The organism is Leptothrix discophora (assembly GCF_030705305.1).
Taxonomy (GTDB): Bacteria; Pseudomonadota; Gammaproteobacteria; order Burkholderiales; family Burkholderiaceae_C; genus Sphaerotilus; species Sphaerotilus discophorus.
In genome coordinates this window covers 633572-652986 of sequence record NZ_JAUZEE010000001.1, presented here as the reverse complement: position 1 = coordinate 652986, position 19415 = coordinate 633572, and the positions used below count along the sequence as shown (strand labels likewise).

The window sequence follows — 19415 nt, the reverse complement described above, 5'->3', positions numbered from 1 at the left end:
AAGGGGCTCCGAGACGTCTTGGAACAGATCCTTTTGCAGTTGGCCGCCGAACTCCAGGTTCGGCCGGCGCAGGTCCAGGCGGCGGTCACGCTGCTTGACGGTGGTGCCACCGTTCCCTTCATCGCCCGCTACCGCAAGGAGGCCACCGATGGCCTCGACGACACCCAGTTGCGCGACCTGGAAGCCCGCCTGGCCTACCTGCGAGAGCTGGAGGCGCGTCGCGCGGCCATCCTCAAGAGCATCGAGGAGCAGGGCAAGTTGACGCCCGAGCTGCGTGCCGCCGTGCTGGCCGCGCCGACCAAGCAGGAGCTGGAAGACCTCTACCTGCCCTACAAGCAGAAGCGCCGCACCAAGGGAATGATCGCCCGCGAGGCCGGCATCGAGCCGCTGGCCGACCGGCTGTTCGCCGACCCGACGCTGGACCCGCGCACCGAGGCGCAGGCCTTCATCGCGGCCTACGAGGGCGGCCAGGAGGCACTGACCACCGCCGGCTTCGCCGACGCGCTGGCGGTGCTCGACGGCGTGCGCGACATCCTCAGCGAACGCTGGGCCGAGGATGCGGTGCTGGTTCGGCAGCTGCGCGAGTGGCTGTGGGAGGAGGGCCTGTTCAAGTCGAAGCTGGCCGACGGCAAGGACGAGAACAACCCCGACCATGCCAAGTTCCGCGACTACTTCGACTACGACGAGCCCATCCACAAGGTGCCGTCGCACCGCGCGCTGGCGGTCTTCCGCGGCCGCACGCTGGAGATCCTCGACGCCCGCCTGGCGCTGGACGAGGAGGCCGTGCCCGGCACGCCCAGCCTGGCCGAGGGCAAGATCGCCATCCACCTGGGCTGGAGCCACGCCAAGCGGCCGGCCGACGACCTGATCCGCAAGACCATCGCCTGGACCTGGAAGGTCAAGCTCTCGCTGAGCCTGGAGCGCGACCTGTTCACTCGCCTGCGCGAGGACGCCGAGACGGTCGCGATCAAGGTTTTCGGCGAGAACCTGCGCGACCTGCTGCTGGCCGCACCGGCCGGCAAGCGCGTGGTGATGGGGCTGGACCCAGGCATCCGCACCGGCGTGAAGGTCGCGGTGGTCAGCGACACCGGCAAGGTGCTGGACACCGCCACGGTCTACCCGCACGAGCCGCGCCGTGACTGGGACGGCTCGCTGCACGTGCTGGCGCGGTTGTGCGCCACCCACGGCGTCAACCTGATCGCCATCGGCAACGGCACCGCCAGCCGCGAGACCGACAGGCTGGCCGGCGACCTGATCAAGCAGCTCAAGGCGATCGCGCCGGACGCGCTGATCGACAAGGTCGTGGTCAGCGAGGCCGGCGCCTCGGTCTACTCGGCCAGCGAGTTCGCGAGCAAGGAACTGCCCGAGCTGGACGTCAGCCTGCGCGGCGCGGTTTCGATCGCCCGCCGGCTGCAGGATCCGCTGGCCGAGCTGGTCAAGATCGACCCGAAGAGCATCGGCGTGGGCCAGTACCAGCACGACGTCAACCAGGGCGAGCTGGCGCGCACGCTGGTCGCGGTGGTCGAGGACTGCGTGAACTCGGTCGGCGTCGACCTGAACACCGCGTCCGCCCCGCTGCTGTCGCGCGTGTCCGGCCTGAGCGCGGCGGTGGCCGCCAGCGTGGTGCGCTGGCGCGACGCGAACGGCGCCTTCCGCAACCGCCGCCAGCTGCTGGACGTCGCCGGCCTCGGCCCGAAGACCTTCGAGCAGGCGGCCGGCTTCCTGCGCATCCGTGGCGGCGACAACCCGCTGGACCTGTCGGGCGTGCACCCGGAGACCTACCCAGTGGTCGAGAAGATCGTCGCCTCGGTCGGCCGGCCGGTGCAGGACCTGATCGGCAACACCGACGTGATCCGCAAGCTCAAGCCAGAGGCCTTTGCCGACGAGCGCTTCGGCGCCATCACGGTCAAGGACATCCTGGCCGAGCTGGAGAAGCCGGGCCGTGATCCGCGCCCGGACTTCAAGGTGGCGCGCTTCAACGAGGGCGTCGAGGACATCAAGGACCTCACCGAGGGCATGGTGCTCGAAGGCACCGTCAGCAACGTGGCCCAGTTCGGCGCCTTCGTCGACCTGGGCGTGCACCAGGACGGCCTGGTCCACGTCAGCCAGCTGAGCCACAAGTTCGTCAACGATGCCCGCGAGATCGTCAAGACCGGCGACATCGTGAAGGTCCGCGTCATCGAGGTCGACCTGGCCCGCAAGCGCATCGCGCTGACGATGAAGCTCGATGCGCCCGCGCCGTCCAAGGGCGCCCGGCAGGCCGACAACGCCTTCAAGCCGGCCGCCCGAGGCGAGCGGTACGGGCAGCCTTCGCGCGGTGGTGGCGCCGCCCAACCGGCGGCCGGCAACGCGATGGCGGCGGCCTTCGCCAAGCTGCAGGGCAAGCGCTGATCGAGCTGGGCGGTCGCGCTCGCTAGCATCGTCGCCATCCACCGATGGAGGCGATGCACCCGATGAGCGCGATCTTCTACCTGACCCAGATCGAGCTGGGCCATGAGGCCGTGGCCACGTTGCCGGCCCACGCCGCCCGCGTGGGCATGTCTCGCCCGCTGGTCGTGACCGACCGGGGCGTGCGCGCAGCTGGCGTGCTCGACGCCGTGCTGGCCACGCTGCCCGAGGGTGCAGCCACGCCGGTCTACGACGGCACGCCGTCCAACCCGACCGAAGCCGCCGTGCGCGAGGCGGTCGAGGCCTTGCGCGCGCACCGGGCCGATGGCCTGATCGCGGTCGGCGGCGGTTCGGCCATCGACCTGGCCAAGGGCGTGGCGATCGCCGCGACCCACGACGGTCCGCTGCGCCACTACGCGACCATCGAGGGCGGTTCGCCGCGCATCGGCGATCGGGTGCTGCCGCTGATCGCCGTGCCGACGACGGCCGGCACCGGCAGCGAGGTGGCGCGCGGCGCCATCCTGATCGTGGACGACGGCCGCAAGCTCGGCTTCCACAGCTGGCACCTGCTGCCCAAGGCCGCCATCTGCGACCCGTTGCTGACATTGGGCCTGCCGCCGCGCCTGACTGCCGCGACCGGCATGGACGCGATCGCGCACTGCATCGAGACCTTCCTGTCGGCCGCCTTCAACCCGCCGGCCGACGGCATCGCGATCGAGGGCCTGCGACGCGGCTGGGCCGCGATCGAACGCGCCACCCGCGACGGCAGCGACCGCGACGCGCGGCTGGACATGATGTGCGCGTCCATGCACGGCGCGATGGCCTTCCAGAAGGGCCTGGGCTGCGTGCATTCGCTCAGCCACAGCCTGGGCGGGGTCGACCCGCGGCTGCACCACGGCACCTTGAACGCGGTCTTCCTGCCGGCGGTGATCCGCTTCAACGCCGACGCCGACAGCGTGCGGCGCGACGGCCGCATCGCCCGGCTGGCTCAGGCCATGGGCCTGGCCGGCGGCGAGCACCCGGCCGACGCGATCGTGGCGATGAACCGCCGCCTGGGCCTGCCGTCGGGGCTGTCCGATCTGGGGGTCGGGCCGGAGCTGGACGAGCGGGTCATCGCCGGCGCGATGAAGGACCACTGCCATGCCACCAACCCGCGGCTGGCGAGCGAGGCCGACTACCGGGCGATGCTGGCCGCGTCGCGCTGAGACGGCGGACGGCTCGCCGTGTGGGCGAGCCGGTTCATCCGGCGATCAAGGCCGCCGGCCGTCAAGCCACCGCAGCACGGCCGCCCAGATCACGCAGGTGGTCCAGCACAGCCAGGCCGACCACAGCGTGTGGCTCGGGAAGTGGGCGCCGCGCGCCAGCTGGCCGAAGCCGAACAGCGTACCGGCCACCAGCACCGCCAGCAGCAGCCGCCGTGCCAGCGCCGGCTGGTGTTCGCGCCACAGGAAATGCAGGCTCAGGAAGGCGAAGGCCGCCACCGCATGGCCGGACGGGAAGCAGTGCCCGCCGCCGCCATCGGCCAGGCCGAACCGCCAGTGCGAGATGTGCTGGGCCACGCCACCGAAGACGCTCAGGTCCCAGGGGCAGCTGGTCGGGCTGATCCGCTTGATGCCCGGCACGATCACCAGGCAGGCCAGGGTTGCGCCGATCCAGCGCCAGCGTCGTGCGCGGGTCGGGCCGGCGGGCGGGCGGTGCAGCGTCGGCCGGACCGCGTCGACCACCATCAGCAGCAGCACGAGCATGGCCAGGGACCGACCGCCTTCGTGCAGCAGGCCGCGGGTCCACCAGGCGTCGCGCAGGGGGAAGCCGCTGGCATCGCCAAAGAAGCTGGCCACGCGCAGGTCCAGACCGGACAGGTCCCAGGCCAGCAGCAGCAGGGCCGCGACGGCGGTGCTGACCAGGTCGCGGCGCGCGACGTCGCGAGGCAGGGTGGCTGTCGTCATGGCTTGCCCGCCGGCGGCATGCAGGCGGCCAGCAGGTCCCATTCGCGTTCATGCAGCGTCGTCTGCACGTCGAACAGGCCCAGCACGGTGTGGAACAGGTGATCGTGGCGGACCGGCCTGGCGGCCACCGCCTTGGCGCAGGCCAGGTCCAGCCCGGTCGAGCGCTGGAGACCGTCGGAGAGCCACATCACCATCGGCACCTTCTTCTGCAGGTCCGGCGCGATCGAGTAGGGCAGGCCGTGCAGGAAGAGGTTGTTCTCGCCCAGCGATTCGCCGTGGTCGGACACGTAGAGCACCGCCGCATCGATCCGGTCGGCGCGTGCCTGCAGCTTGCCGATCAGCGTGGCGACGACGTGATCGGTGTAGAGCAGGGCGTTGTCGTAGGCGTTGACGATCTCCTGGGGGCTGCACTTCTGCAGGTCGTCGCTCTGGCAGGCCGGCTGGAAGCGGTCGAAGGCCGGCGGGTAGCGGCGGAAGTAGGACGGACCGTGGTTGCCGAGCTGGTGCAACACCAGCAGCTCGCGACCGGCGCCGGCCGCGATGCGGTCGAGGCGGGCATCGAACCCGTCGAGCAGGGCCTCGTCGAAGCAGCGTCCGCCCTCGCACAGGCCGGCCACCGGACGGGCAGCGACCTCCTCGCTGGGCAGTCCTTCGCAGACGCCCTTGCAGCCGGACTGGTTGTCGCGCCACAGCACGCCCACGCCGGCCCGCGACAGCACGTGCAGCAGCGACTGGCTGCCGCGGATGCGGTCCTCGTCGTAGTCGCGCCGACCGACCGGCGCGAACATGCAGGGTAGCGAGACCTCGGTGTTGGTGCCGCAGCTGGTGACGTCCGGGAAGTTGATGACCGGCAGCTTCGCCAGCTCGGGCGTCGTCTGGCGGGCATAGCCGTTGAGGCCCCAGTTGGCCGCGCGGGCGGTCTCGCCGACCACCAGCACCAGCAGGCGCGGACGGGTCTGGCTGGCCCAGCCGGGTCCTGGCTTCGCGTCCTCGCCGATCACCGCGCGCGGCTTGCGGGCGCCGCGCAGGTCCTGCGCCACCACGCTGCCGATCGACCACAGGTAGTTGGCCGGGGTGATCAGGAAGCGCATTTCCTTCTGGTTGCGCATCAGCGAGGAGAAGGGCTGGAAGATGGCGAGGATGGCGCCAACCAGCACGCCCAGCGTCAGCAGCAGCATGCCCAGGCGGACCAGCGTCGAACGCAGCCAGCTCGGGCGCGTGACGATGCGCACCCGCGACAGCACCAGCAGGGGCAGCACGGCATGGATCAGCAGGTGCACCAGCATCGCCAGCGACAGCAGCTCGCGGGCCTCGCCGACGTCGGTGCGCATCACGTTGCGCAGCATCGACGGGTCGAGGTAGACGTGGAAGGTCTGCATGAAATGGCTGGCGAAGGCCGTGCCCACGATCAGCACGGCCAGCAGCGGCTTGACGGTCCAGCGGTTGGCGACCAGGCCGACCAGCAGCGCATGGACGGCGACCAGCGCGACGAGGATCGCCACCGCAAAGCCCCAGGTCGACGCGCTGGACGCCTCACGGCCTTGCAGCGCCGCGCCGAGGAAGAGCCGGTTGGCGCTCAGCGCGAAGAACAGGCTGGCCACCAGCACCAGCTGCTCGACGGTCAGCCGGATCTGCAGGCCACCATCGGGATCGGGCTCGGACAGGCCTCCGAAGGTTCGGCGACGCAAGGTCTGGGGCAGGAGTTTGGCCAGCAGGCTCAGGGGGCGTCGCAGGAGGTCGGTCAGCATCGGGCGCGGTTGCAGGGGGTGCATCTGAAGAGGGTCTGAATTGGACCCGATCTCTGTTAGCGCGGCATGAGGGAGTTGGAGCATCGGGGGTTTACGGGCTTGCCCACGTGTCGGCCGTGCATCGCCCGGATTTGCGTCGCGATCGGCGGTGTTACCGTTCTGCTCCCCTGAAATGCCCTGTGTCGGACCTCGACGAGCGTCCCGTGCCAGCGGCTACCCAAGCGACACGATGATGAGACTGCTGCTGATCGAAGATGACCTGATCCTGGGTGAGGGCTTGCGCGACTTCCTGCGCAGCGAAGGCCATGTGGTCGACTGGTGCACCCGCCTGTCGCAGGCCGAAGGCACCCGCGGCGAGCCCTACGACGGCCTGCTGATCGACTGGCAGCTGCCCGACGGTTCGGGCCTGGCCTGGCTGCGGGCGCTGCGCTCGCATGGCGACCACACGCCCGCCCTGGTCCTGACCGCACGCGACAGCCTCGACGACCGCATCCATGGACTAGACCAGGGCGCCGACGACTACCTGGTCAAGCCCTTCGCCCCGGAGGAACTCGCCGCCCGGCTGCGGGTGGTGGCCAGGCGCAGCGCGGCGGCGCCGCAATCGCGCCTGACCTTCGGCGAGGTCGAACTGGACCTGCATGCACGGGCGGTCTGGCGGGCTGGTGAGCGGGCCGAGCTGACCGCCCGCGAATGGACCGTGCTGGAGGCGCTGGCACTGAGGGCCGGACGCATCGTCGCCAAGTCCGACCTGGACCGCCTCGTGCTGGGCATGGACTCGGACGTCGCCAGCAACGTGGTGGAGGTCCACATCTCCAACCTGCGCCGCAAGCTCGGTCGCCACCTGATCGACACCGTGCGCGGCATGGGCTACCGGATGGAAGCGCCTTGAGGGTGCCAACCAGCGTGGATGCCGGCCGGCCCGATGCCCACGCCGCCGAGGTCCGCCGGGCGGGCATCCCGTCGATCGCCAACCGCATCGCTCGCTTCCTGACGGGCTGGGCGGTGGTCTGGCTGGTGCTGGTCTCGCTGGCGATGCAGCTGGTGGTGCACCGCGAGGTCGACCAGATGCTCGACGAGGCGATGGTGGCCTCGTCCGACGTGATGACGGCGATGCTCGGCAGCCTGCCGGTGCAGTCGCTCGACGCCGACGTGATCGGCTCGAACGTGCTCGACCGGGTTGACCGGCGCTACGCCTGGCAGCTGGTCGATCCGGACGGGCGCGTGCGGCTGCGCTCGCCGGGCGCACCGGCGCAGGCCCTGCATGCCCGCTCCGTCAGCGGCTTTGCCGACCCGCCCGGCTGGCGCGTGCTCGGCGCCGTGCTGCCGGGCTCGGGCTACATGCTCTACGTGGCGCAGTCGCGGATCGAACGCCGCAGCGAGCTGCTCGACGTCGTGCTGGGCGGCGCCCTGGCGACCTTGTGCGTCGGCCTGCTCGCCTGGTTCACCTTCCGGACCCGCCTGCGCCACGAACTGGCACCGCTGCAGCGACTGGGCAGCCGGCTTGCCGAACACGATCCGATCCGGCTCGATGCCGGCCTGGGCCCGGCCGAGCGGGCCGAGCTGCTGCCGGTCCACCAGGCGATCGACGCGATGGGTCACCGGCTGGCCCGTCGCATGGCCCAGGAGCGGGTCTTCTCGGCCCATGCCGCACACGCGCTGCGCACGCCGCTGGCCGGTATGGACGTGCAGCTCGCGCTGGCCCTGCGCGAGGCACCCGAGTCGCTGCGGCCACGCCTGAACCGCGTGCGCGAGGCCGGCAGCCGGCTGCAGCGCGTGGTGGCGGCACTGCTGCTGCTGTTCCGCGCCGATGGCGTCGACGGCGCCGAGCTGCGCTGGCAGACGCAGGACCTGGCCGCCCTGCTGGCGCGCTGGCCGATCGAAGGTCTGGACGTGCGCATCGAGCCCGGCCTGCAGCTGCGTGCGGACGCCGACCTGCTCGCCGCCGCGATGCTGAACCTGCTGGACAACGCCTTGCGCCACGGCGGTGGCCAGGTGCGGGTCCAGGCGATCGCGCCGGACTGCCTGCGCATCGCCGATGACGGCCCCGGCATCGGCCATGAACAGCGCGAGCGGCTGCGGCAGGCGCTGGCGCGCACGGTCGATGCCGGCACCGCCGCGCGTCCGGTCGACGATCGGACGTCCAACCCGTCCCAGGGCCAGGCCGAAGGCACCGGCCTGGGGCTGCAGATGGCGCAGCTGGTGGCGCGGGCCCACCGAGGCGAGCTGCGCCTGCCCGAGGTCAAACACGGCTTCGCGGTTGACCTGTGCTGGGACATGCAGGCGCAGCCGGTCACGCCGGCCGGTGCCTGAAAGCGCGAGCAAACGATGCAGGCCCTCAGCCTCCACGCCGGCCCGCGCGCGCTCGATCACCTGCGTCGTCATGGCCTGCAGCCGGCGCACGTGCGGGCGATCGCTGCGGCAGCGGGCGGTCCCAAGGGACTGATCCTCAATGGACTGGACCGACACCTGTTTGGCCACTGGCTGACCGGACCTGGGCCGACGCTGCACCTGAGCGGTGCCAGCATCGGCGCCTGGCGCATGGCGGCGGCCTGTCTGCCCGATGCGGGTTCGGACGCGGCCATGGCCGAGATGGCCGAACGCTACATCGCCTGCCGCTACGACCCGCCGCCCGGCCAGCGGCTGCGGCCGGGCCATGTCAGCGCCAGCTATGGCGGCCTGCTGCGCGACCAGCTCGGCGGCCATGAGGCTCAGCTGCTGAGCCACCCGCGCCGTCGCCTGCATGTCGTCACCAGCCGGGGGCGCCACGTGCTGCGGCGCGAGCGCCGTTTCTGGACCGGGCTGGGCTATGGCGCGGCCTTCCTGAGCAACCTGGCGCACCGGCGCGGTCTCGGCCTGTGGCTCGAGCGGGTGCTGTTCAGCGACCCGCGCGAGTCTCTGCCGGTGCCGCTGGACGACCTGCCGACCCGCCGCGTCGCGCTCGACGCGCACAACCTGCTCGACAGCGTGCGGGCCTCGGGCGCGATCCCGTTCTGGCTCGACGCGGTGCACGATCTGCCAGGGGCGCCGCGCGGCGCCTACTGGGACGGCGGCATCACCGACTACCACCTGCACTGGCCGTGGGCGCGTTGGCAGGGCGCGCCAGCCGACGTGGATGCGCCGCAGCCCATCGTGCTGGTGCCGCACGTCCAGTCCACGCTCGTGCCCGGCTGGCTGGACAAGGCGCTGCGGGCGCGCCACCGGCCGACGCCCGCGCTCGACAACGTGCTGCTGCTGTGCCCGCGCCGCGACTGGATCGCCACGTTGCCGAACGCCAAGCTGCCCGATCGCAACGACTTCAAGCACTTGCCGGTCGATCAACGCCAGCGCGACTGGCGCGTGGCCGTGCAGCGCAGCCGCCAACTGGCCGACGAGTTCGATGGCTGGCTCGCGCGCGGCGCACCGGTCGATGCGGTGCGCCCGCTCGGCGTGCCGGCCTGAACCCGCCATGACCCGATGCCCATCTCGAGATCCCTGTCCATGTCCATGTCCCACCGCAAGCCCGCCACGCTGACCCCCGCCATGCAGACGCTGCTGCAGCGCATCCGCAAGGCCGGCCGGCCACCGCTGCACCACCTGCCGCCGGACAAGGCCCGCGAGCTGTACCACCTGGGCGCCGAGATGCTGGACCCGCCGCGCGCGCCGCTGGCCCGGGTCGAGACCCTGCAACTCACCCTCGCACCGGGCGTCGTCCGGCCGGCCCGGCTGTACGCGCCGCGCGCGGCCGGCGAGGGCGAGCCGCTGCCGGTGCTGCTCTACCTGCATGGCGGCGGCTTCACCATCGGCGGGCTGGACACGCACGACAGCCTGTGCCGCCAGCTCTCGCTGCGCAGCGGCGCGGCCGTGCTGTCGCTGGACTACCGGCTGGCGCCCGAGCACCGCTTCCCGATCGCCGTCGACGATGCCTGGGCCGGCCTGAGCTGGCTGGCGGCGCAGGCCGGCGCGCTGGGCCTGGACGGCTCCCGAATCGCGGTTGGCGGTGACAGCGCCGGCGGCACGCTGGCTGCGGTGATGGCCCTGATGGCGCGCGACCACGGCCTCCGGCTCGCCTTGCAGGTGCTGATCACGCCCGGCACCGGCGCCCATGCCGACACCGAATCGCATGCGCTGTACGCCCAGGGCTTCCTGCTCGAACGCGCCAGCATCGCCTGGTTCTTCGACCACTACATCGACCATGCCCAGCGCACCGACTGGCGTTTCGCGCCGCTGCTGGCGAGCGACCACGACGCGGTGGCGCCGGCCTGGATCGGCCTGGCCGAATGCGATCCGCTGGTCGACGAGGGCGTGGCCTATGCCGACCGCTTGCGCATGGCCGGCGTGCCGGTGCAGCTCGAACTCTGGCGCGGCGTGACGCACGACTTCATCAAGATGGGCCGCGCGATTCCGGAGGCGCTGGAGGCCCAGGCCTCGATCGCGCAGGCGCTGCGCGAGGCCTTCGGCCTGCCGCTGCCGGCCTGACCTGTCGCCGCCATCGCCCCACCTTCCAACTGGCTCATCGCATGAACCTGCCCGCCACGACCCGCCTCGAACGCCAGGACTTCCGCCAGCTGCACCGCCTGAGGGTGCGCTGGGCCGAGGTCGACCTGCAGCAGATCGTCTTCAACGGCCACTACCTGATGTACTTCGACACGGCGGTGGCCGAGCACTGGCGGGCGCTGGCCTTGCCCTATCACGTGACCCTGGCGCAACTGGGCGGCGACCTGTTCGTGCGCAAGGCCGAGCTCGAATACCACGCCAGCGCCCGCTACGACGACCTGCTCGAGATCGGGGTGCGCTGCCAGCGCATCGGCCGGACCTCGATGGTGCTGGGCTGTGCCGTCTTCCGCGGGCCGCAGCGCCTGGTCGACGGCGAGCTGGTCTATGTGCATGCCGACCCGGCCAGCCACCGGCCGCTGCCGGTGCCCGAGGCGCTGCGCGAGGTCTTCCTGGGCTACGAGGCCGGCGAGCCCATGTTGCAGGTGCAGGTCGGCGACTGGGCCATGCTCGGCGCCGAGGCCCAGGCGATCCGGCGCGAGGTCTTCGTCGAGGAGCAGCGCATCCCCGCCGAGCTGGAACAGGACGAGGCCGACGCCAGCCGTGCCGTCCATGCGCTGGCCCGCAACCGGCTCGGCCTCGCATTGGCCACCGGCCGCTGGGTGCCGCAGGGCGAACAGGTCGCCCGCATCGGCCGCATGGCGGTGCGGGCGTCGATGCGGGGCAGCCAGGTCGGGCGGCAGGTGCTGGACGCGCTGCTCGATTCGGCCCGGGCGGCCGGTCGTCGGCAGGCCCTGCTGCATGCGCAGGACACCGCCATCGGCTTCTACCGCCGCGCCGGCTTCGAGCCCCAGGGCGAGCCCTTCGTCGAGGCCGGCATCCAGCACCTGGAGATGGTCAAGGCGTTGTGACGGGGGCCGCAGCCGTGCCGGTCTCGGCCTGAAGTTCCACGACGTGGCGATCGCCCGGCACCGACCCCGGGCCGGCTGGCGGACGGTCCTTGCCGAGCGGCTCCAGCAAGGGATGGCTGGCCGGCATGGGTGGCCAGTCGGACAGCACGACGCGCCGTCGCACCGGCGGATATCCGGCGCGGCCGATGCTGCGCTCGATCAGCGTGGTCTCGAAGCGCGACCGGTGGCCGTCGTTCACGCGCTCGACCACCAGCACCGTCGAGCTGCGCGTGCCGTAGAGCCGCTCGGGCATGTCGATGAAGACCGAGGACAGGCCGCGCTCGATCTCCAGCGGCACGCCGGTGGCGGGCAGGTGCTCGTCCGGTGCGCGCTCGCGCCGCTGCAGGGCCGCGAGCAGGCGCTCGGCCAGATGCTCGCGCGGGGTCCCCTGCGCAACGCTGGCGGCGATGGCCGCATCGACCGCCTCGCGCAGCGCCACCACCTTCGGCCAGGGCTCGTCGAGGTGGCCGTTGGACAGGCCATAGAGGCCCGCTTCCAGCCGCTGCGGGCTGGTCATGTCGCTGGCCATCCAGTGGCCGCGACCCCGCACCAGATCCAGCGCGACGAGGTTGAAGCCGTTGTGGCCGGCCATCGCGGTGCGGACCCACAGCTCCTCGGGCGCGAGCGGGCTGTCGAGCCACTCGGGCACGATCATGCCCCGCGTGGGCGCGTCCGGCCGCTGCGGGTCCGGCGCGCGGATGTTGGTCAGCCAGGCGAGCCGACCGCGGCTGCCCAGTCCCAGCCAGGTGCCGCCGGCCTGCAGGTCGCGGCCGGCCAGGATCTGTCGGCCATCGGCCTGCGCCGGCCACCAGGCCAGGCCGGCAGTCGGACGCTCGTGGAACTCGTCGCGGTTGGAGGCCAGCACCAGCGGGAAACGCGCGTGCTGCTCGATCGACCAGGCCACCAGGCACATCGGCGTCAGCCTTCGGCGTCAAAGGCCACGAAGCGTTCCTCGTGGCGATCGGCATGGCGGCCGGGCGGCAGGTCGGCCAGTCGCATGCGCAGCGCGTCCAGCAAAGCGGCATCGAGCCCGGCCGGGTGGCGGTAGGTCTCCATCCAGGTCACGGGCTTGCCGCCGCCGTCGCCGCCGCCGCCGCCGCCGGTCCGGGCTGCGCTCTCGTCGCTGCGGCTCAACAGCCGGGTTTCGAGCCCCGGCCAGTCGCGCCGCAAGTCCGCCTGGGCCGCGACGATCGCGCGGCGGGCGTCGGCGATCCGGTGCCGGTCGACGCCGTAGTAGACGTACAGCTCCAGGCCAGGCACGCACATGTCGATCAGGGCCCGATCAGGCCGCCGCGCCGGCATCGTCGCCGGGCTTGGGCACCGCATAGGGCAGCGGCAGCACCGTCAGCACCGGCCCCTGGGCCGAGCCCAGGTGCAGCGTGCCGCTGCCGACCGCGCCGATCTTCAGCTCGGCCAGCGCCAGGGCCGGCGCGGTGCCCGGCGCCGCGTCGGCCGCCACGGCGATCTGGCCGGCGGGCTGCTGGGCGTCCTCGCTCCAGTAGACCTCCTGGCCAGGCCGCGCCACGGTGTCGCCGGCCAGCAGGAAGGCGCGGCGCTTGAGCTTGCCCAGGTACTGGCTGCGCGCGACGATTTCCTGGCCGGGGTAGCAGCCCTTCTTGAAATCGACGCCGCCGACGAGTTCGTAGTTCAGCATCTGCGGCACGAACAGGCCGCTGGTGGCGGCCTGCACCGGCGCGACGCCGGCGGCCACGTCGAGCCGGTCCCAGGTCGTGGGCGACAGCGCGGGCAAGGCGGCTTCGAGCGCCACGGCCGCCTCGGCCGGGCCGATCCAGAGCCAGCGCGGCAGCGTCGCGACCGGGCTGATGCCGGGGCGGGCCGGCGCGTCGGGCAGCCGGATCACGCGGGCATCGCCCAGTTCGTGGCAGCTCCAGGCGGGCGCATCGGGCGCGCGTCCCATGGCGAGGCCAAGGTGGGTGAGGGCGGGTTCACCGGCCAGTCCCAGAACGGTCAGGCCCGCGCTGGCGTCGCTCAGCTTGCACTTGGCGCGCAGCACGAACATCGACAGGCGCTTGAGCGTGGCGGGCAGCAGGTCGGCCGCACAGAGCAGCCAGATCGTGTCGGCGTCACGTCGCGTCACCAGCAGGCTGGCCAGCATGCGGCCCTGTGCGTTGCAGTAGCCGGCCAGGCGGGCCTGGCGGCCGTCGAGCCGGTTGACGTCGTTGCTCAGCTGGCCATGCAGGAAGCTCGCGGCATCGGCACCGCTGGCCTGCATCACGCCCCAGAAGGGCAGCCGGCAGGCGCCGCCGGGTTCGGCTCCGGCATGGGGGTCGGTGCGGGTGTCGGCGCTGATCACGGCATTCTGGACATCGGTCATCGCGGGTGGCCGCGCGGCTGGCGCGGCAGGCTCTCGGGAAGGGCGCTCATTATCATCAGCCACCATGTGGAGACCGTCCCGACACCGCCCTTGTACCCGCGCCGCAGCGGGGCTTGAAGTCCGCCGCCCGCAGGCCGCTGACCTGCGTCAAGGTTGCGATCCCGGCGGTGCGGGACGCGCGGAGCGGTCGGCATGAGCCGGCGGCATCCGCCGCGTCCGGGCGGTTCGTCCGGGCGCACCCAACCGCCTGCACCGCGCCGTTCCCGGCCGGCTGCGCCGCGCGGTCGGCGCTGGCTTGGGCTGCTGCTGTTGACCGTGCTGCTGGTGGCTGCGATGGGCGCGGCGGCGGGCCTGTGGCTGTACCGGCCGCTCGCGCTGGCGCAGGAGCCGGTCGAGCTGACCGTCGAGCCCGGCGACAGCCCGCGCGACATCGCCCGGCGCCTGGTCGATGCGGGCGTGCAGAGCGAGCCACGCTGGCTGTTCGAGTACATCCGCTGGTCGGGCCAGTCGCGCGCGATCAAGGCCGGCAGCTACGAGTTCGGCGCGGGCACCCGGCCGGTCGACATGCTGCGCAAGCTGGTCGACGGCGACGTGACGCTGGCGCGCGTCCGCCTGATCGAGGGCTGGACCTTCCGCCAGTGGCGCGCCGAACTGGCCCGTCACCCGGACCTGAAGCAGGAGGCTGCCGCGCTGGACGATGCCGCGCTGATGGCCAGCATCGGCGCACCGGGCCTGGCACCCGAGGGCCGCTTCTACCCGGACACCTACGCCTACTCCAAGGGCAGCAGCGACCTGGCGGTGCTGCGCCGCGCACTGCACGCGATGCAGCGGCACCTCGACAACGCCTGGCTGGGCCGCGTCGACGGGCTGCCGCTGAAATCGCCCGACGAGGCGCTGACGCTGGCCTCGATCGTCGAGAAGGAGACCGGCCGCGCCTCGGACCGGCCGCAGATCGCCGGCGTCTTCATCAACCGGCTGCGCATCGGCATGCCGCTGCAGACCGACCCGAGCGTGATCTACGGCCTGGGCGAGCGCTTTGACGGCAACCTGCGCCGCCGCGACCTGGAAGCCGACACGCCGTTCAACACCTACACCCGAGGCGGCCTGCCGCCCACGCCGATCGCGATGCCGGGCCGCGATGCCCTCATCGCCGCGACCCGGCCGGCGACCACGAACGCGCTCTACTTCGTCGCCCGGGGCGACGGCAGCAGCGAGTTCAGCAGCAACCTCGCCGACCATAATCGCGCCGTCGACCGCTACCAGCGGCGCGGCGTCAGGCCCTGAGCCCGCCAGCCTTGACGTCGCCATTCCTTCCTGACTTGCCGCCCCCCATCCCTTGACCGACACGCGCCCCGCGCAGCCCGCTCCGGCCGGCCGCTTCATCACCATCGAAGGCATCGACGGGGCCGGCAAGTCCAGCCACGTCGATGCGATCGCGCAGCGCTGGACGGCCCGCGGGCTGGTGGTCGTGCGCACCCGCGAACCCGGCGGCACGGCGCTGGCCGAGACGCTGCGGGGCCTGGTGCTCGAACAGGCGATGGACCCGCTGACCGAGGCGCTGCTGGTCTTCGCGGCCCGCCGCGACCACACCGAGCAGGTCATCCGGCCGGCCCTGGCGCGCGGGGCCGTCGTGCTGTGCGATCGCTACACCGACGCGACCTTCGCCTACCAGGGCGGCGGCCGGGGCTTCGACCTGGCGGTGCTGGCGCAGCTGGAACAGTGGGTCCAGCAGGGCCTGCAGCCGGACCTGACGCTGTGGTTTGACCTGCCGTCCGAACTGGCTGCCCAGCGTCGTGGCGCGGCCCGTGCGCCGGACCGGTTCGAGCGCGAGCAGCTGGCCTTCTTCGACGCCGTGCGCGCCGGCTACGCGCGCCGCGCGGCGGCCGACCCGCAGCGCGTGCGCCGGCTCGATGCCAGTGGCACGCCCGAGCAGGTGGCTCAGGGCTGGCAGGCGGTGCTGGCGTCGCTGGGATGGTGACGCGCGTGGCCTCGAAGCCGGACAAGCCCGGTGGCGATGGCGCCGAAGGCCGCCTCGGCCTGGACGCCGCCAGGCTGCCCTGGCTGGCCGACACGCTGACCCGCACGCTGGCCAGCCAGCGATCCCATGCCCTGCTGGTCAGCGGCCCGAGCGGCGTCGGCCAGATGGCTTTCGCGCTCGCCCTGGCGAAGTCCTGGCTGTGCGAGACGCCACTGGCCGACCGGCCCCAGCGCCTGGCCTGCGGCCACTGCGGCAGTTGCCACCTGGTCGACGAGCGCAGCCACCCGGACCTGCGCCTGATCGTGCCCGAGGCGCTGCGCGGCGAGGTCGGCCTTGATGCCGACGAGCCGGGCGAGGGCGACGGCGAGGGCAAGAGCAAAAAGGCCAAGCCCAGCCAGGAAATCAAGGTCGACCAGATCCGCACGGCGATCGGCTTCTCCGAACTGACCGCTGGCCGTGCGTCGACCAAGGTGATGCTGCTGCACCCGGCCGAGGCGCTCAACACCATCTCGGCGAACGCCTTGCTCAAGACGCTGGAAGAGCCGCCCGGTGCGCTGCGCTTCGTGCTGTCGACGTCGTCGCCGCAAAGCCTGCTGCCGACGATCCGCAGCCGATGCCAGGCCATCGTGCTGCCGCGTCCAGAAGCCGCGCCGGCCATCGCCTGGCTGGCCGGGCAGGGCGTGGATCGGCCCGAGGTGCTGCTGGCCGCGAGCGGCGAACAGCCACTGGTCGCGCTGGCCATGCACCAGGCCGGGCTCGATGCCGCCGCCTGGCTCGCGCTGCCCGAGCGGGTCGCGGCGGGCGATGTCGCCGCCTTCGGTGGCTGGGCGCTGCCGCAGCTGATCGAGACGCTGCAGAAGCTCTGCCACGACCGCCTGCTGGTCAGCGTCGGCGCTGCGCCACGCTACTTCGCCGGGGCCCGGCTGGTGCCCGGCGACGTCGCCCGGTTGACCGCCTGGGCGGCCGACCTGCGCCGGCAGTCCCGCCATGCCGATCACCCCTACAACGCCGGCCTGGCGCTCGAGGCGCTGCTGGCGCAAGCCCGCGACATGGGCGCTGCACCCAGGTCCGACGCGGCTTCTGCACGACCGCTGCGCGCGGGTGGGCCGATACACTCACGGCCATGAACGAACCCGCCCTGCGTCCCGCCCTCGCCACGGCGCATCCGGCCAACCGGCCCAGCGTGATCCAGCTGGTGTTCCGCGAGAAGGGTGCGCTGTATGCGGCCTACATCCCGCTGTTCTCCGAGGGTGGCCTGTTCGTGCCGACCACGCGCGAATACAAGCTCGGCGAGGACGTCTACCTGCTGTTGACGCTGCCAGAAGACCCGCAGCGCTACCCGGTCGCCGGCAAGGTCGCCTGGATCACGCCGGCCAACGCCTCCGGTGGCCGCACGCAAGGTGTCGGCGTGCGCTTCCCGCTCGACGAGAAGACCCGCGCGCTGCGGGTGCGGATCGAGGAAACGCTGGGCACCGCGATCCAGTCGTCCAAGCCGACCCAGACCATCTGACCACCCGCACCACCGGGGCGGCACGCAGGACATCGCCGCAGCCCGGTTCCCCGAATGCCGGCCCGGAGCCGGCCTTTTCATTTCCGGAAGCCGCCACCATGTTCGTCGATTCGCACTGCCACCTGAACTTCCCCGGCCTGCGAGAGCGCCTGCCCGAAATCCTCCAGGCCATGGCCGATGCCCAGGTCGAGCGTGCCCTGTGCATCTGCACCACGATGGAGGAATTCGAGGCCGTGCATGCGCTGGCGATGGCGCACGACAACCTCTGGGCCACCGTTGGCGTCCACCCGGACAACGAGGGCGAGGAGATCGCCGAGCCCGACGTCGCCACGCTGGTCGCCTGGGGCCGCCGGCCGCGCGTGCTGGCGGTCGGCGAGACGGGGCTGGACTACTACCGCATCGGCGAACGCAGCCATGCCGACATGCACTGGCAGCGCGAGCGCCTGCGCGTGCACGTGCGGGCCGCCCGCGAGCTGACCAGGCCGCTGGTGATCCACACCCGCAGCGCCTCGGCCGACACGCTGGCCATCCTGCGCGAGGAGGGCGCCGACCAGGTCGGTGGCGTCTTCCACTGCTTCACCGAGACCCGCGAGGTCGCCGAGGCTGCGCTCGACATGGGCTTCCACATCTCCTTCTCCGGGATCATGACTTTCAAGACCGCGCAGGACCTGCGCGACGTGGCGGCCTTTGTCCCGCTGGACCGCTGCCTGATCGAGACCGACAGCCCCTACCTGGCGCCGGTGCCGTTCCGAGGCAAGACCAACACGCCGGCGCTGGTGCCCTACGTCGCCGCCGAGCTGGCACGGGTCCAGGGCGTGGACGTGCAGGAAGTCGCGCGCCGGACGACTGCGAACTTCGACCGGCTGTTCCATCCAGACGGCGTCGCACCTCAAGTCGCATGAGAAACGACTTTCAGTGATGAGCGCAATGCCTTGTCATTGAAAGAGTTTTTATCGACTTCAACTATCGCTTGAACGTCCTGGCCGACACGCGCCGACAGCGTGTCGGAATTCTTCTGACACGGTTTTTCGCTTTGGGTCCACTGACGCAGGCGGGGCTCGACTCCTAGAGTTCAGTCATCGGCTCCGGCATTCGGGGCCCGCCGCAGAACCCGTCAGGAGTCACCATGAAAGCCCAGAACCTTCGCGTCGATGCCTTCACGATGCTGATGAACCCGCAGGTCGTCCTGCAGGCGATGGAGCGTTCGGAGCGCCTGCAAGGCCTCGCCCGCCACGTCTGCCGTCCGCTGGACAAGCCGCTGATCCCGCACAAGCTCAGCGAGCTGGAGGCCTGGGACCACGACATCGACGAAGATCCGTCGGAGCCCGGCGCCGACTTCGACGACGGCCTGGGCGAGTGAGCCGGCCGAGGCCGGCGTTCCGGGCGCTGCGGCGCCTGACCTTCCGGTCCCGTCCTGTTCATGTCCGTCCGCCAGATCCTGAAGATGGGTGACGCGCGCCTGCTGCGCATCGCCCGCCCCGTCGAGGCCTTCGACACGCCCGAACTCCATGCGCTGGTTGCCGACCTGCGCGACACGATGGCCGCCGCCAACGGCGCGGGCATCGCGGCGCCGCAGATCGGTGTCGATCTGGCCTTGGTGATCTTCGGCTTCGAGCGCAACGCGCGCTATCCCGATGCGCCGCCGGTGCCCCAGACGGTGCTGGTCAATCCGCGCATCGAGGTGCTGGATGCGACCGAGGAGGAGGGCTGGGAAGGCTGCCTCTCGGTGCCCGGCCTGCGCGGCATCGTGCCGCGGGCACGCCGCATCCGCTATGCCGGCTTCGATGAACGCGGCCAGCCCATCGAGCGCGAGGCCGAAGGCTTCCACGCCCGCGTGGTCCAGCATGAGTGCGACCACCTGATCGGCACGCTCTACCCGATGCGGGTGCGCGACTTCACTCGCTTCGGCTACACCGAGATCCTGTTCCCGGAACTCGATCCGGCCTCCGACGACTGACACCGGAACGTCAAGGAAAACCCGCGGGGACGGCCCTACACTCGCGCCTTCGTTTTTGGCCGTCCGGGACCCAGCCCTGGGTCGTGATCCGGCGGTCGGAGCCTCCGTCCCCCTCTCGAAAAGACCGCCCGTG

The 19415-nt window shown here is 71.8% G+C and carries 19 protein-coding genes; 14 read left to right on the top strand and 5 right to left on the bottom strand.

What is annotated here, in order from left to right:
• Positions 1 to 18: 18 nt before the first annotated feature.
• Complete coding sequence (locus tag Q8X39_RS02930; RefSeq protein WP_305748110.1) at positions 19 to 2391, top strand: Tex family protein; 2373 nt, start codon at positions 19 to 21, stop codon at positions 2389 to 2391.
• 62 nt (positions 2392 to 2453) lie between these two features.
• Complete coding sequence (locus Q8X39_RS02925; RefSeq protein WP_305748109.1) at positions 2454 to 3593, top strand: iron-containing alcohol dehydrogenase; 1140 nt, start codon at positions 2454 to 2456, stop codon at positions 3591 to 3593.
• A 45-nt stretch (positions 3594 to 3638) separates the two neighbouring features.
• Here Q8X39_RS02925 and Q8X39_RS02920 read toward each other — a convergent pair whose 3' ends face one another.
• Both Q8X39_RS02920 and Q8X39_RS02915 read right to left on the bottom strand, forming a co-directional pair.
• The gene (locus Q8X39_RS02920) at positions 3639 to 4334 is read right to left on the bottom strand and encodes a phosphatase PAP2 family protein (protein WP_305748108.1); all 696 of its coding nucleotides are present in this window, start codon (positions 4332 to 4334) and stop codon (positions 3639 to 3641) included.
• Entirely contained in the window at positions 4331 to 6082 is a 1752-nt protein-coding gene (locus tag Q8X39_RS02915) for a phosphoethanolamine transferase (protein WP_305748107.1), read from the bottom strand. The genes Q8X39_RS02920 and Q8X39_RS02915 overlap by 4 nt, the downstream gene beginning before the upstream one ends.
• A gap of 232 nt (positions 6083 to 6314) precedes the next feature.
• On the opposite strand from Q8X39_RS02915, the gene Q8X39_RS02910 reads away from it, so the two are divergent.
• The 5 genes from Q8X39_RS02910 to Q8X39_RS02890 are packed head-to-tail and all read left to right on the top strand — an operon-like array spanning position 6315 to position 11463.
• A complete protein-coding gene (locus tag Q8X39_RS02910) occupies positions 6315 to 6971 on the top strand; it encodes a response regulator transcription factor (protein WP_305748106.1) in 657 nt (218 codons plus the stop codon).
• Positions 6972 to 6973: 2 nt separating this feature from the next.
• Positions 6974 to 8392 carry a sensor histidine kinase gene (locus tag Q8X39_RS02905; protein ID WP_305748275.1) on the top strand — a complete coding sequence of 473 codons (1419 nt, stop codon included), beginning with the start codon at positions 6974 to 6976 and terminating at the stop codon, positions 8390 to 8392.
• Positions 8393 to 8407: 15 nt separating this feature from the next.
• Positions 8408 to 9520, top strand: a complete 1113-nt coding sequence (locus Q8X39_RS02900; protein ID WP_305748105.1) for a patatin-like phospholipase domain-containing protein — start codon at positions 8408 to 8410, stop codon at positions 9518 to 9520.
• 39 nt (positions 9521 to 9559) lie between these two features.
• Positions 9560 to 10537 (top strand): alpha/beta hydrolase, encoded by a 978-nt coding sequence (locus Q8X39_RS02895; protein WP_305748104.1) that lies wholly within the window; start codon positions 9560 to 9562, stop codon positions 10535 to 10537.
• Between the two features lie 41 nt (positions 10538 to 10578).
• Complete coding sequence (locus Q8X39_RS02890; protein WP_305748103.1) at positions 10579 to 11463, top strand: YbgC/FadM family acyl-CoA thioesterase; 885 nt, start codon at positions 10579 to 10581, stop codon at positions 11461 to 11463.
• Here Q8X39_RS02890 and Q8X39_RS02885 read toward each other — a convergent pair.
• Genes Q8X39_RS02885 through ygfZ form a run of 3 tightly spaced genes read right to left on the bottom strand, consistent with a single transcriptional unit; the run spans position 11450 to position 13837 of the window.
• A complete protein-coding gene (locus Q8X39_RS02885) occupies positions 11450 to 12415 on the bottom strand; it encodes an NRDE family protein (RefSeq protein WP_305748102.1) in 966 nt (321 codons plus the stop codon). The genes Q8X39_RS02890 and Q8X39_RS02885 overlap by 14 nt on opposite strands.
• Before the next feature lie 5 nt (positions 12416 to 12420).
• Positions 12421 to 12768 carry a DUF4936 family protein gene (locus Q8X39_RS02880; protein ID WP_305748101.1) on the bottom strand — a complete coding sequence of 116 codons (348 nt, stop codon included), beginning with the start codon at positions 12766 to 12768 and terminating at the stop codon, positions 12421 to 12423.
• 16 nt (positions 12769 to 12784) lie between these two features.
• The gene (gene ygfZ, locus Q8X39_RS02875) at positions 12785 to 13837 is read right to left on the bottom strand and encodes a CAF17-like 4Fe-4S cluster assembly/insertion protein YgfZ (RefSeq protein ID WP_305748100.1); all 1053 of its coding nucleotides are present in this window, start codon (positions 13835 to 13837) and stop codon (positions 12785 to 12787) included.
• A gap of 192 nt (positions 13838 to 14029) precedes the next feature.
• Here ygfZ and mltG point away from each other — a divergent pair, with 192 nt between their 5' ends.
• The 7 genes from mltG (at position 14030) to def (ending at position 19282) form a co-directional block, all read left to right on the top strand.
• Positions 14030 to 15121: an endolytic transglycosylase MltG gene (gene mltG / locus Q8X39_RS02870; protein ID WP_305748099.1), complete on the top strand. Its 1092-nt coding sequence runs from the start codon at positions 14030 to 14032 to the stop codon at positions 15119 to 15121.
• Positions 15122 to 15173: 52 nt separating this feature from the next.
• Positions 15174 to 15815 (top strand): dTMP kinase, encoded by a 642-nt coding sequence (gene tmk, locus Q8X39_RS02865; protein WP_305748098.1) that lies wholly within the window; start codon positions 15174 to 15176, stop codon positions 15813 to 15815.
• 5 nt (positions 15816 to 15820) lie between these two features.
• Entirely contained in the window at positions 15821 to 16942 is a 1122-nt protein-coding gene (locus Q8X39_RS02860) for a DNA polymerase III subunit delta' (RefSeq protein WP_305748097.1), read from the top strand.
• Positions 16939 to 17325: a PilZ domain-containing protein gene (locus Q8X39_RS02855; protein ID WP_305748096.1), complete on the top strand. Its 387-nt coding sequence runs from the start codon at positions 16939 to 16941 to the stop codon at positions 17323 to 17325. Before Q8X39_RS02860 ends, Q8X39_RS02855 begins: the two co-directional genes overlap by 4 nt.
• 98 nt (positions 17326 to 17423) lie before the next feature.
• Complete coding sequence (locus tag Q8X39_RS02850) at positions 17424 to 18227, top strand: TatD family hydrolase (protein WP_305748095.1); 804 nt, start codon at positions 17424 to 17426, stop codon at positions 18225 to 18227.
• Positions 18228 to 18451: 224 nt separating this feature from the next.
• Positions 18452 to 18685 (top strand): hypothetical protein, encoded by a 234-nt coding sequence (locus tag Q8X39_RS02845; protein WP_305748094.1) that lies wholly within the window; start codon positions 18452 to 18454, stop codon positions 18683 to 18685.
• 60 nt (positions 18686 to 18745) lie between these two features.
• Positions 18746 to 19282, top strand: coding sequence for a peptide deformylase (gene def, locus Q8X39_RS02840; RefSeq protein ID WP_305748093.1), 537 nt, complete (start codon positions 18746 to 18748; stop codon positions 19280 to 19282).
• Positions 19283 to 19415 lie beyond the last annotated feature (133 nt).

Excerpts from the sequence above, each read along its gene's own strand:
- Q8X39_RS02925 (WP_305748109.1), top strand. The coding sequence starts at position 2,454 with ATGAGCGCGATCTTCTACCTGACCCAGATCGAGCTGGGCCATGAGGCC.
- Q8X39_RS02920 (WP_305748108.1), bottom strand. The coding sequence starts at position 4,334 with ATGACGACAGCCACCCTGCCTCGCGACGTCGCGCGCCGCGACCTGGTC.
- Q8X39_RS02915 (WP_305748107.1), bottom strand. The coding sequence starts at position 6,082 with ATGCTGACCGACCTCCTGCGACGCCCCCTGAGCCTGCTGGCCAAACTC.
- Q8X39_RS02910 (WP_305748106.1), top strand. The coding sequence starts at position 6,315 with ATGAGACTGCTGCTGATCGAAGATGACCTGATCCTGGGTGAGGGCTTG.
- Q8X39_RS02900 (WP_305748105.1), top strand. The coding sequence starts at position 8,408 with ATGCAGGCCCTCAGCCTCCACGCCGGCCCGCGCGCGCTCGATCACCTG.
- Q8X39_RS02895 (WP_305748104.1), top strand. The coding sequence starts at position 9,560 with ATGTCCATGTCCCACCGCAAGCCCGCCACGCTGACCCCCGCCATGCAG.
- Q8X39_RS02890 (WP_305748103.1), top strand. The coding sequence starts at position 10,579 with ATGAACCTGCCCGCCACGACCCGCCTCGAACGCCAGGACTTCCGCCAG.
- Q8X39_RS02885 (WP_305748102.1), bottom strand. The coding sequence starts at position 12,415 with ATGTGCCTGGTGGCCTGGTCGATCGAGCAGCACGCGCGTTTCCCGCTG.
- Q8X39_RS02880 (WP_305748101.1), bottom strand. The coding sequence starts at position 12,768 with ATGTGCGTGCCTGGCCTGGAGCTGTACGTCTACTACGGCGTCGACCGG.
- ygfZ (WP_305748100.1), bottom strand. The coding sequence starts at position 13,837 with ATGACCGATGTCCAGAATGCCGTGATCAGCGCCGACACCCGCACCGAC.
- mltG (WP_305748099.1), top strand. The coding sequence starts at position 14,030 with ATGAGCCGGCGGCATCCGCCGCGTCCGGGCGGTTCGTCCGGGCGCACC.
- Q8X39_RS02855 (WP_305748096.1), top strand. The coding sequence starts at position 16,939 with ATGAACGAACCCGCCCTGCGTCCCGCCCTCGCCACGGCGCATCCGGCC.
- Q8X39_RS02850 (WP_305748095.1), top strand. The coding sequence starts at position 17,424 with ATGTTCGTCGATTCGCACTGCCACCTGAACTTCCCCGGCCTGCGAGAG.
- Q8X39_RS02845 (WP_305748094.1), top strand. The coding sequence starts at position 18,452 with ATGAAAGCCCAGAACCTTCGCGTCGATGCCTTCACGATGCTGATGAAC.
- def (WP_305748093.1), top strand. The coding sequence starts at position 18,746 with ATGTCCGTCCGCCAGATCCTGAAGATGGGTGACGCGCGCCTGCTGCGC.